Genomic DNA, 11,468 nt, shown 5'->3' with positions numbered 1-11,468 from the left:
CGCATCATCGGCGCGATGGTGTTCGTGCTGGCGGCCAAGGCTACAACGCTCGCCCTGCCCTTTGCCTACAAGCGTGCAGTCGATTCCATGACGACGCCGGCCAACGAGGCGGCGATGGTCGCCCTCGCCTTCGTCATTGCCTATGCCGCCGGCCGCTTTGCCGGGGTGGCGTTCGACAATCTGCGCAACATCACCTTCGAGCGGGTCGGACAGGACGCAACGCGCCAGCTGGCGGAGGACGTCTTTGCGCGGCTGCACCAGCTGTCGCTGCACTTCCACCTCTCGCGCCGGACCGGCGAGATCACCAAGACCATCGAGCGCGGCACCAAGAGCATCGATGTCATGCTCTACTTCCTGCTCTTCAACATCGCGCCGACTGCGATCGAGCTGCTGGCGGTCGGTGTCATCTTCTACATCAATTTCGGCTGGGAACTGGTGGCCGCGACCGGCGTGACCGTGGCCGCCTATATCGTCGTGACCCGCAAGATCACCGAATGGCGCAACGAGCTGCGTCGCCGGATGAACGAACTCGACGGGACGGCGCTGTCGCGTTCGGTCGACAGCCTGCTCAATTACGAGACGGTCAAATACTTCTCAGCCGAAGAGCGCGAGCGCGCCCGTTACGGCGAGGCCACCCATGCCTGGGCCGAGGCAGCCATCAGGTCCGAAAACTCGCTGGGCCTACTCAACATCAGCCAGGCCATGATAATGAACCTGCTGATGGGCGGCGCCATGGCCTTTACCGTCTGGGGCTGGAGCAAGGGCCAGCTGACCACGGGCGACCTCGTGCTGGTGAACACCTATCTCATCCAGCTCTTCCGCCCGCTCGACATGCTGGGCATGGTCTATCGCACGGTCAGGCAGGGCATCATCGACATGGCCGCCATGTTCGACCTGATCGATACCGACGTGGAGGTGCGCGATGCGCCCGGCGCCCCTGCCCTCGTGGTGAAGCGCCCGACCATCACCTTCGAGAATGTCGTCTTCGGCTACGAGCAGGACCGCACGATCCTAAAGGGCCTCAGCTTCGAAGTGCCGGCGGGCAGCCATGTCGCCATCGTCGGTCCCTCGGGCGCAGGCAAGAGCACTATCGCGCGCCTGCTGTTCCGCTTCTACGACCCGCAGTCGGGGCGGATCCTGATTGACGGGCAGGATATCGCCCAGGTCACCCAGAAGAGCCTGCGCGCCCAGATCGGTATCGTCCCGCAGGACAGCGTGCTGTTCAACGAGACGATCGGCTATAACATCGCCTACGGGCGCGAGGGCGCGACCGAGGAAGAAGTCATCGCCGCGGCGCGGGCTTCGGCCATCCTGCCTTTCATCGAACGCCTGCCACAGGGTTTCGACACCGAAGTGGGCGAACGCGGCCTGAAGCTTTCGGGCGGCGAGAAGCAGCGCGTCGCCATTGCGCGCACGCTGGTGAAGAACCCGCCGATCCTGCTGCTGGACGAAGCGACGAGCGCGCTCGACAGCCGGACCGAGCAGGACATCCTGCGCACGCTGCACCGGGTGAGCGAGGACCGCACCACGCTCGCCATCGCGCACCGCCTCTCGACCATCGCCGATGCCGACCGCATCCTGGTGCTCGACCAGGGGCGCCTTGCGGAGAGCGGGAAACACGCGCAGCTACTGCGCCAAGGCGGTCTCTATGCCGAGATGTGGGCACGCCAGCAGGCCGAAAGCGAAGCCGAGAGCGAGGCGGCGGAATAGGAATTCTGCCCCCGCGGGGTTGTGTTGCACTGCAACATCCTTAAACGGGCGAGCAACATTCTTCGCGCGCGTCCGTGCGCGCCCAATCCTTACACGAACGGATATTCGTCATGCTCGACCGCAGCGCGCTTCGCCGCGACTGGCTCTCCAACATCCGCGCCGACGTGCTTGCAGGCATTGTCGTTGCGCTGGCCCTGATCCCGGAAGCGATCGGATTCTCGATCATCGCGGGCGTCGATCCGCGCGTAGGCCTCTATGCTTCGGTCGCGATCGCAATGGTCATCGCTTTTACCGGCGGGCGGCCCGGCATGATCAGCGCCGCGACGGCCGCCGTGGCGGTCGTCGTCGTGCCGCTGGTGCGCGATCACGGGGTCGAATATCTCTTCGCCGCGACCATCCTGATGGGCGTGTTCCAGGGCATTGCCGCTCTCTTGCGCCTCGACCTGCTGATGCAGTTCGTCTCGCGCTCGGTCATCACCGGCTTCGTGAACGCGCTCGCCATCCTGATCTTCATGGCGCAGCTGCCGCAGCTGACGAACGTGGGCTGGGAAACCTATGCCATGGTCGCCGCCGCGCTGGCGATCATCTATCTCTTCCCCAAGCTGACCACCGCCGTGCCGAGCCCGCTGGTGGCGATCATCGTGCTCACCGCGCTGAGCATTTACATCAATGCGCCGGTCAACACGGTCGCCGACATGGGCGAACTGCCCGAAGGCCTGCCCTATTTCATGCTGCCCGACGTGCCGCTGACGTGGGAAACGCTGGCCATCATCGCTCCCTATTCGGCGACCATGGCAGCGGTCGGCCTGCTCGAATCGCTCCTGACTGCGCAGATCGTCGACGACATGACGCACACGGGATCGAACAAGCGCCGAGAAAGCGCCGGGCAAGGCGTCGCCAATATCGTCGCCGCCATGTTTGGCGGCATGGGCGGCTGCGCGATGATCGGCCAGTCGGTCATCAACGTGACCAGCGGCGGCCGCACGCGCCTGTCGACCTTCACCGCCGGCTTTTCGCTGCTGGTCCTGCTGGCCGTGCTGGGCGACCTGGTCGGACAGGTGCCGATGCCCGCGCTGGTGGCAATCATGATCATGGTGTCGATCGGCACCTTCTCGTGGAACTCGATCCCCAACATCGGCAAGCACCCGTGGCAGTCGAGCGTGGTGATGATCACCACCGTCGTGGTCGTGGTGGCGACGCACAACCTCGCGCTCGGCGTGCTGGCCGGCGTCGTCCTGTCGGGCGTGTTCTTCACCCACAAGGTGATGACCATGTTCGATGTCGTGCGCACTCGCGAGGGAGACACCGCGACCTATTGGGCCAAGGGCCAGATCTTCTACGCCAGCGTCGAGCGCTTCGAAGCCGCGCTCGGCCCCGAGAGCCAGATGCCCGATCCGGCAGACCACGTGATCATCGACGTCAGCAAGGCGCACTTCTGGGACATCTCGGCGGTGGGCGCGCTCGACAAGGTGGTCGAACGCATGCGCCGCAACGGTCGCAGTGTGCAGGTTGTCGGCCTCAATCGTGCAAGCGCCGACCTGGTCGACAAGTTCGCCCTGACCGACAAGACCGGTGTGGAGATCGGCCTGGCACCCCACCTCTGAGCCTTATTCGGCGGGGGATGGCTCCGACACGACACCGCGGTCCACGATCGCGGCGGCGGCTGCATGGGCGGTTACGTTGGTCGTGGTCTTAACGATGTCCGGGATGATCTCGACCACCAGGAAGACGACGATGATTTCGATCGGAAATCCCACGAGGGCGGCAAAGGGCGTGAACTTGGCCACGGCCGTCGCCGCGTTCGGAATGCCGACCGATCCCATTTCCATCAGCACGCCGAGCAGCCCGATAGTCAGGAGCAAGGCGAAGCTTGCGGCAGGCAGGCCATATACGGCCGAGGCGTAAGAGCAGGTGAAAACGAAGGAGGCGGGCGCAATGGGGCGGAATACCACGGCAGCCAGCGGAACGGTGGCTCCTATCGCCTCCTCCGACAGGCCCATCGTGCGGCAGGATTCGATAGTGACCGGCATTGTCCCGGTGGAGCTCTGTGTCCCGGCCGCGACTGATTGCGCCGGGAGCATTGCCTTAGCGAAGCTGAGCACCGGCACCTTGGTCGCCAGCGCAACGATGACATAGACGACCACCAGCACGTTCAGCACGTTCGCGCTGGAAAGGATCACCCAGTGGGCCAGGCCTGCAAAGATATCGGCGCCGAACCGCTGGGTGGTGGCAAGGATCAGCAGCGCCACACCCACCGGGGCAAGCCGCAGGACCCAGTCGACGATCACGAAGGCTACATCAACGAGGCCGTTGAGCGCCGAAGACAGGACCCGCTTGCCCTCTCCTTCCGGCAATTTGGCCAGCGCCGCACCGAAGATCAGCGCAAAGAACAGAACCGGCAGCAGGCTGGGTCCGGCCATAGCGGAAATGATGTTCACCGGGACCAGCGACAGCACCGAATCCTGCCAGTGCAGGCTTTCCTGCGGCACGCCCTCGCCGGCCATCGAACGCAACGCCTGCGCCATGCCATCGGTGACCGGGAAGGCTCCCAGATAGACCTCGACCGAAAAAATTCCGATGGGAATGGCCAGCAAATAGAAGGCCATCATGACATAGAAGGCGCGCCTTGCATTGCCCGTACCCTGCGTCAGTCCCCTGGACCTGATGAAGAGCGTTGCGACGAGGCCGAAGACGAGCGGCAGGATCGTCATCTGGAGCGCCTGGAGCCAGAGCTTGCCTCCGATAGCGGCTGCCTCGACGAACTGGTCCACCCCCTCGTTCCGGCCGGTAGATGGCAAAGCGAGGCCGATTACGGCCCCCAGAGCCAGCCCCACCAGAATCCGGATTGAAAGCGAAAGCGTCTTCAGCCGATCCCACATTGCAAGTCCCCCCGAACCCGGAGGAAGTGTGACCTTAATTGGTGGAAGAGGCAAGCAGCCCCCTGGAACGCTCCTGACCGGGCCTAGAGGTCGGCGCTGTCCTGCAGGATCTTGAGGACCGTCATCGCCCGCTTGCTGTGCGCGGCGGGCACGAAGGCGTGGTCGTGGTGGAAGGCTGCGACCATGTTGCAGGCAATGCCCGCATCGGCGAGCGCGGTGGCAACCGCCGCGGTCAGCCCCACGCCCTCGAGGTCGGAATGCACCATCAGCGTGATGCGCGCGAAGTCGGGGCCGTCCAGTCCCGCCTCATCCGCCAGCTCTGCCGGGACGATGGCCGTCACGCCTTCGTCTTCGCGGAAAGTGCCGATGGCGGCGCCCAGCAATTCGGGCGCCTTGTCGGGCGTGACGGTCACGAACCTCCAGAGCTGCGTGTCGAGCCGCGGCGCCATGGCCGCGATCATCGCCTGGGTCTGGAGGATGGTTTCGGGCATCAGAGGATGTACTTGCTCAGATCCGCATCGCCTGCAAGGTCGTCGAGCCGTTCGCGGACATAAGCCGCATCCACGGTCACCGTCTCGCCCTTGTGCTCTTCCGCCTCGAAGCTGATGTCTTCCAGCAGGCGTTCCATCACGGTCTGCAGGCGGCGGGCACCGATATTCTCGACGCTTTCGTTCACCCGCGCCGCGATCTTGGCGACTTCGGCAATGGCATCGTCGGTGATCTCGAGCGTGACCTCTTCAGTCCCGATCAGCGCGCGGTACTGTTCGACGAGGTTGGCGCGCGTCTCGGTAAGGATGCGCACGAAGTCTTCTTCCGTCAGCGCACGCAGTTCGACGCGGATCGGCAGGCGGCCCTGCAATTCGGGCAGCATGTCCGAAGGCTTCGCGACATGGAACGCGCCCGAAGCGATGAAGAGCACATGGTCGGTCTTCATCGGGCCGTACTTGGTAGCAACCGTCGTGCCCTCGATCAGCGGCAGCAGGTCGCGCTGCACGCCTTCGCGCGAAACGGAGCCGCCGCGCACGTCGCTGACGGCGATCTTGTCGATCTCGTCGAGGAAGACGATGCCGTTGGTCTCGGCATTCTCCAGCGCGACGCGGTGCACGTCGTCCTGGTCCATGCGCTTCTCGGCCTCTTCCTCGACCAGCTTGTCCCACGCATCGGGGACCTTGAGCTTGCGCCGCTTGGTCGGCGTGCGGCCCATAGCCTTGCCGAGCATGTCGGACAGGTCAATCATGCCGACATTGCCGGGCATGCCGGGGATTTCCATGTTGCTGGCCGGCTGGTCCTTCACGTCGATCTCGACCTCGGTCTCGTTCATCGCGTTCTGGACGATTCGTTCGCGGAAAGCCTCGCGCGTCGCCTCGCTGGCATTCTCGCCGACGAGCGCGTTGAGCAGGCGGTCCATCGCCGCCTGGCTAGCCGCTTCGCGCACGGCTTCGCGGCGGCGTTCCTTTTCCAGCCGGATAGCCTCTTCGACGAGGTCGCGGGCGATCTGTTCGACGTCGCGGCCGACATAGCCGACCTCGGTGAACTTGGTCGCTTCGACCTTCACGAAGGGGGCCTCGGCCAGCTTGGCCAAGCGGCGGCTGATCTCGGTCTTGCCGCAGCCGGTGGGGCCGATCATGAGGATGTTCTTGGGCGTCACCTCGTCGCGCAGGTCCGCGGCAAGTCGCTGGCGGCGCCAGCGGTTGCGAAGCGCCACGGCAACGGCGCGCTTGGCGTCCTTCTGCCCGATGATGTGCTCGTCGAGCGCGGCGACGATCGCCTTGGGTGTCAGATTGTCCATGTAGGTGCTCAGACCTCTTCGAGGGTCACATTGCCATTGGTGAAGACGCAGATGTCGGCGGCGACCTTCATGGCCTTGCGCGCAATCACTTCGGGATCGTCTTCATATTCGGCGATCGCCTTGGCGGCGGCCAGCGCGTAGTTGCCGCCCGAGCCGATGGCGGTGATGCCGCCTTCCGGTTCCAGCACGTCCCCATTGCCGGTGAGGACGAGGAGATTGTCCTTGTCGGCCACGATCATCAGCGCTTCGAGATTGCGCAGGTACTTGTCGGTGCGCCAGTCCTTGGTCAGCTCGACCGCGGCGCGCAGCAGCTGGCCGCTGTACTGTTCGAGCTTCTTTTCCAGCCGCTCGAACAGGGTGAAGGCATCGGCGGTGGCGCCGGCGAAACCGGCGACGACCTTGCCGCCCTCACCGATCCGGCGAACCTTGCGCGCATTGGGCTTCATGACCGTGTTGCCCATGGAGACCTGTCCGTCCCCGGCAACGACAATGCGATCGCCCTTGCGTACCCCGATGATGGTGGTGCCGTGCCACTTGGTCAGGCCGTGGCGGTTTTCTCTATCGTCCATGCGGCGCGATATGGGGTGCGCCGCAACAGGGTCAAGCGATCAGCTTCCCGGACCCTGCTGTCCGCCGAGGCCGGGCTGGCCCACGGTGCCGATATTTCCGAACAGGTCTTCGAGGAAACTGCGCTCGCGGCCGAGCGTCGGCGTCTCGTCGCCATCGGGCGAGAGATAGACGACCTTTTCGAGGCCGGTGCGGTCGGCGGAGATCACGTTGCCGGACGCATCGAACTTGACCGCCAGCACCTGGTGTTCGCGAATGCTCGGGCGAACGAAGGGCTTACGGCCCGTCGTGCTCGACACGTAATACCAGGTCGGATCGCCGAACTGGCTGGTGAAGGTCGGGCGGCCGAGAGTGGCGGCCACGCTGCGCTCGTTGTCAATGCCCGGCTGGACCGTGCTGACCAGGATGCTGTCGACGATATAGCCGCGCGATTCCTTGATCGAGCTGCAGGCGGTGGTGGCGAGGCCTGCCGCGAGGATCGCGGCGATACCGAAAATCTTGGACCTGTTCATGGGAACAGCGTGTCTCCATCCTGGCGGCGCGCTTGGCCTTGTCGCCAGCGCATCCTATATGCGGCCCACGCCCTAAACCGCTGGGACGTAGCTTGCAACGTGCGTGTCGTGCTGCGGTGGGGATGGCGGCTTGAATTGCCGCTGAACGATTGAACAGAAAGAAGCATTAGATGTCCTTCCTATCCCGTCTTTTCGGAACGCAAGCCGACCCGCGCGAACAGTGGCGCCCGCTGTGGCACCGCGTCGTGGAGGAAGCGCGCGACCCCGACTGGTACCGGATGTGCGGCGTTGCCGACACGGTCGAAGGACGCTTCGACATGGTCACGCTTTCGCTCAGCCTCGCATTGCTGCGGATGGAAAAGGATGCGGACCTCGCACCCCACACCGCGCTACTGACCGAACTGTTCGTCGAAGACATGGAGGGCCAGCTGCGTGAAGCGGGCATCGGCGATCCCACGGTCGGCAAGAAGATCGGCACGCTGATGAGCACGATGGGCGGGCGTCTCGGCGCCTATCGCAAGGCGCTGGCCGACGAAGACCGCGCGGCGCTGGCCGATGCGGTGCGCCGCAATGTCACCATGGCGCAGGAGGACGAGGCCGAGGCGCTGGCGGAGCGCATGATCCGCCTCGACAAGCGCCTTTCGCGGACCAGCGCCAACCAGCTGCGCAAGGGCGAGTTCGCCGCATGAGCGCGCCCGAACTCTCACGCATGATCAAGCCGCGCGCGCTTCCCCCCGGCGAAATGACTATCGAGGCGAGCGAGGCAGAGCGCGCTGCGCTCGCTTCCCGCTTCGGCATCACGGCCCTGCCCGCCCTGTCGGCTCGCGTATCCTTCGAACCCAAGGGCGAGGCAGTCATTGCGCGCGGCAGTCTTGCGGCAAGCGTCGAACAGCCTTGCGCGGTCAGCCGCGAAGACTTCACTTACGAGGTCGCAGAGGAGTTCGAACTGCGCTTCGTCCCAGAAAGCGCGCCCGCAGCACACGAGCCGGACGAGGAATTCGAGTTGAGCTCCGACGACCTCGACGAGATCGAATACGAGGGCGAAGCCTTCGATATCGGCGAGGCAATCGCGCAGGAACTGGGCCTTGCCGTCGATCCCTATCGCGAAGGCCCTGACGCCGACCGAGTGCGCGCGGAAAAGGGCATCGAAAGCGACGAGGACCGAAAGCCCAGCGGCCCGCTGGCCGAAGCGCTCGCGAAGCTGAAGAAGTAGAAGGCGCAAAAGAAAAGGGCCGCGCGATGGCGGCCCTTTTCGGCGTGTCTGCCGGCGATCAGAACGGAATGTCGTCGTCGAGATCGTCGTAGTTCGAGCCACCGCCCGACTGGCTGCCGCCGGACGAACCGCCGCCCTGGTTCCAGCCGCCGCCCGAGCCTCCGCCCGAGCCACCGCCCGACGAACCGCCGCCCTGGTCCCAGTTGCCACCGCCGCCACCGCCGCCGCGATTGCCGCCGCCGCCACCCTGGGCGCCGTCGAGCATGGTCAGCGTGCCGTTCATGCCGCGGATCACGACTTCGGTCGAATAGCGGTCATTGCCCGACTGGTCCTGCCACTTGCGGGTCTGCAGCTGGCCTTCGATGTAGACCTTGGAACCCTTGCGCAGGAAGCGTTCGACCACGCCGACCAGACCTTCGGAAAAGATCGCAACGGTGTGCCATTCGGTGCGTTCCTGGCGTTCGCCAGTATTGCGGTCCTTCCAGGTTTCGGTGGTGGCAACGCGCAGGTTCGCGACCTTGCCGCCGTTCTGGAAGCTGCGGATTTCCGGGTCTGCACCCAGGTTTCCGATCAGCATGACTTTGTTGAGGCTACCGGCCATCGAATCGTTCCTTCGTAACTTGTTGGCACGTGGCCTAACGAAGCGAGCGAGTCGGTTCTAGGGCGCGAGCAAGCTTTCCACCGAAGCGGAGCTAAAGCCCCAGGCTCACCGCGATCCAGTAGGTCGCTCCCGCCGCCAGCCATGCCAGCGCGAAGAGATAGCCGACCATGACGGCGGGCCATTTCCACCCGTTCGTCTCGCGCCGGGCGACCGCGATGGTCGACAGGCACTGCGGGGCGAAGACGAACCATGCAAGGAAGGCCAGCGCGGTCGGCAGGCTCCACAGCGCGGCGATCTGGGCGGTCACGCCCTGCGCGGCCAGTTCCTCGTCCTCGGCATCGACGGCATAGGTCGTGGCAAGCGCGGAGACGGCAACCTCGCGCGCGGCGATGGCCGGCACGATGGCCAGGCTCATTTCGCGGTTGAAGCCCACGGGCGCGAGCACCGGGTGCAGCGTATCGGCGATGGCGCCTGCAAAGCTCGCATCGAGCTGGCTTTCGCCGGCTTCCGCCTTGGGGAAGCTCAGCAGCACCCACAGCGCGATCGTGGCGACGAAGATGATCGTACCGGCGCGGCGCAGGAAGACCCAGGCGCGCTGCCACAGGCCGATGAGGAGGTCCTTCGCCCGTGGCAGCTGGTAGCGCGGCAGCTCCATGATGAAGCCGGAGGCCGCGCCCTTGGTGACCGTGCGGCGCAGCACCAGCGCGACCGCCATGGCTCCGACGATACCGGCGACGTAGAGCGCAAACAGGACAAGGCCCTGGAGGCCCACGCCCGGCCCGACGCTGGTCTGCGGGATGACTGCAGCGATGACCACGGCATAGACCGGCAGGCGCGCCGAACAGGTCATCAGCGGGGCGATCAGGATGGTGGTCAGCCGGTCCTTGGGATCGGAGATCGAGCGCGTCGCCATGATGCCGGGAATGGCGCAGGCAAAGCTCGACAGCAGCGGGATGAAGCTGCGGCCCGACAGGCCGACGCTCGCCATCAGCCGGTCCATGAGGAAGGCCGCACGCGCCATGTAGCCGCTCGCTTCCATGACCAGGATGAAGAAGAACAGGATGATGATCTGCGGCAGGAAGACCACGACCGAGCCCACGCCCGCCAGTACGCCTTCGGTCAGGAAATCGCGCAGCAGGCCTTCGGGCAGCGTATCGGAGACGCCTTGCGAGATGACGCCCACCCCGCCTTCCAGCGCGTCGGCAAAGGGCGTCGCCCAGGCGAACACGGCCTGGAAGACAACGAACAGCAGGCCGAACAGGATGACCGGCCCGATCCACGGATTGAGCAGCACGCGGTCAACGCCGTTCTCGATCGTGTGACGGGCCGATTTCGACAGGATCGCGGCGCGGGCCATATGCTTGGCCGACAGGCGCCGTTCGGGCAGCGTGACGTGCCAGCGCGTGTGCGCTTCCTCGTCCGCATGCGTTTCCGCCTCGGCGATGGCGTCGGTCAGTTCGGCCAGGCCCTTGCGGCGTACCGCCACGGTCGGGATCACCGGCACGCCGAGCGCCTGCGACAAAGCCGCCGGGTCGAGCGTCAGCCCGTCGCGTTCGGCGAGGTCGATCATGTTGAGCGCGACCACCGTGGGCCGGCCGAGCTCGAGCACTTCCTGTGCAAAGACGAGATGCTGTTCGAGATTGGCCGCGTCGAGCACCAGGATGATGACGTCCGGGACGGCCTCGCCCTCGAACGTGCCCTTGACCACGTCGCGGGTGACTGCCTCGTCGGGGCTGGCGGCATCGAAGCTGTAGGAGCCGGGAAGGTCAAGCAGTTCGACCGGTTCGCCGCTTGGCAGGACCAGGCGGCCCGCCTTGCGCTCCACCGTGACGCCCGCATAGTTCGCGATCTTCTGGCGGGCGCCGGTCAGCGCGTTGAAGAGCGCGGACTTGCCCGAATTGGGATTGCCGACAAGGGCTGCGGTGCGCTTGCGGCTCATGCTGCGTCCACCTCGATCGCCTTCGCGTGGACGCGGCGGATGGCGATGGTCATGTTGCCGAGGCGCAGCGCCAGCGGGTCGCGCGTGCCGAAAATCCCGCGATGGATCACGGCGACCTCGGCCCCCTCGTCCACGCCGAGGGCGCGCAAGCGCTTGCCTTCGTCCTCGGCCAGGCTGGGCCAGTCTACGGCGACGATTCGCGCCGCAGTTCCGCTTTCGAGAGCGTCCAGAGTCATGCGGGCCGCCCTGTCAGATCGC

Annotated in this window: 12 protein-coding genes (1 of these 12 only partly in view); 4 read left to right on the top strand and 8 right to left on the bottom strand. The window is 65.4% G+C overall.

Going from position 1 to position 11,468, the window contains the following annotated elements:
* Together LCL94_RS09610 and LCL94_RS09605 are read left to right on the top strand one after the other, a co-directional pair.
* Nucleotides 1–1,710 carry the 3' portion of an ABCB family ABC transporter ATP-binding protein/permease gene (locus LCL94_RS09610; RefSeq protein ID WP_224832011.1) on the top strand. It extends 111 nt beyond the left edge of the window, so 1,710 of the gene's 1,821 nt are visible here — the last part of the coding sequence; its start codon lies beyond the left edge, outside the window; the stop codon is at nucleotides 1,708–1,710.
* Nucleotides 1,711–1,820: 110 nt separating this feature from the next.
* Nucleotides 1,821–3,314 (top strand): SulP family inorganic anion transporter, encoded by a 1,494-nt coding sequence (locus tag LCL94_RS09605; RefSeq protein WP_224832010.1) that lies wholly within the window; start codon nucleotides 1,821–1,823, stop codon nucleotides 3,312–3,314.
* A 3-nt stretch (nucleotides 3,315–3,317) separates the two neighbouring features.
* Here LCL94_RS09605 and LCL94_RS09600 read toward each other — a convergent pair whose 3' ends face one another.
* From LCL94_RS09600 to LCL94_RS09580, 5 genes are all read right to left on the bottom strand, one after another.
* Nucleotides 3,318–4,589, bottom strand: coding sequence for a dicarboxylate/amino acid:cation symporter (locus tag LCL94_RS09600; protein ID WP_224832009.1), 1,272 nt, complete (start codon nucleotides 4,587–4,589; stop codon nucleotides 3,318–3,320).
* Nucleotides 4,590–4,672: 83 nt separating this feature from the next.
* The gene (locus LCL94_RS09595; RefSeq protein WP_224832008.1) at nucleotides 4,673–5,080 is read right to left on the bottom strand and encodes an ACT domain-containing protein; all 408 of its coding nucleotides are present in this window, start codon (nucleotides 5,078–5,080) and stop codon (nucleotides 4,673–4,675) included.
* Nucleotides 5,080–6,378 carry an ATP-dependent protease ATPase subunit HslU gene (gene hslU / locus LCL94_RS09590; protein WP_160606110.1) on the bottom strand — a complete coding sequence of 433 codons (1,299 nt, stop codon included), beginning with the start codon at nucleotides 6,376–6,378 and terminating at the stop codon, nucleotides 5,080–5,082. Before hslU ends, LCL94_RS09595 begins: the two co-directional genes overlap by 1 nt.
* Nucleotides 6,379–6,386: 8 nt before the next feature.
* Entirely contained in the window at nucleotides 6,387–6,947 is a 561-nt protein-coding gene (gene hslV, locus LCL94_RS09585; RefSeq protein WP_160606109.1) for an ATP-dependent protease subunit HslV, read from the bottom strand.
* Between the two features lie 39 nt (nucleotides 6,948–6,986).
* A complete protein-coding gene (locus LCL94_RS09580; protein ID WP_224832007.1) occupies nucleotides 6,987–7,457 on the bottom strand; it encodes an outer membrane protein assembly factor BamE in 471 nt (156 codons plus the stop codon).
* 170 nt (nucleotides 7,458–7,627) lie between these two features.
* Between LCL94_RS09580 and LCL94_RS09575 the strand changes: the two genes are divergently transcribed.
* Nucleotides 7,628–8,146, top strand: coding sequence for a ubiquinol-cytochrome C chaperone family protein (locus LCL94_RS09575; protein ID WP_224832006.1), 519 nt, complete (start codon nucleotides 7,628–7,630; stop codon nucleotides 8,144–8,146).
* Complete coding sequence (locus LCL94_RS09570) at nucleotides 8,143–8,670, top strand: YceD family protein (RefSeq protein WP_224832005.1); 528 nt, start codon at nucleotides 8,143–8,145, stop codon at nucleotides 8,668–8,670. Before LCL94_RS09575 ends, LCL94_RS09570 begins: the two co-directional genes overlap by 4 nt.
* A 58-nt stretch (nucleotides 8,671–8,728) precedes the next feature.
* On the opposite strand, the gene ssb is transcribed toward LCL94_RS09570, so the two are convergent.
* From ssb to LCL94_RS09555, 3 genes are all read right to left on the bottom strand, one after another.
* Nucleotides 8,729–9,271: a single-stranded DNA-binding protein gene (gene ssb, locus LCL94_RS09565; protein WP_224832004.1), complete on the bottom strand. Its 543-nt coding sequence runs from the start codon at nucleotides 9,269–9,271 to the stop codon at nucleotides 8,729–8,731.
* 91 nt (nucleotides 9,272–9,362) lie between these two features.
* Nucleotides 9,363–11,210, bottom strand: coding sequence for a ferrous iron transporter B (feoB, locus tag LCL94_RS09560; RefSeq protein WP_224832003.1), 1,848 nt, complete (start codon nucleotides 11,208–11,210; stop codon nucleotides 9,363–9,365).
* Entirely contained in the window at nucleotides 11,207–11,446 is a 240-nt protein-coding gene (locus LCL94_RS09555; protein WP_224832002.1) for a FeoA family protein, read from the bottom strand. The genes feoB and LCL94_RS09555 overlap by 4 nt, the downstream gene beginning before the upstream one ends.
* Nucleotides 11,447–11,468: the final 22 nt, after the last annotated feature.

This window comes from Qipengyuania gaetbuli (assembly GCF_020171365.1).
Lineage (GTDB): Bacteria > Pseudomonadota > Alphaproteobacteria > Sphingomonadales > Sphingomonadaceae > Qipengyuania > Qipengyuania gaetbuli_B.
Note: the sequence above shows the minus strand (reverse complement) of the source record. Positions and strands in the feature narration are given on the sequence as shown.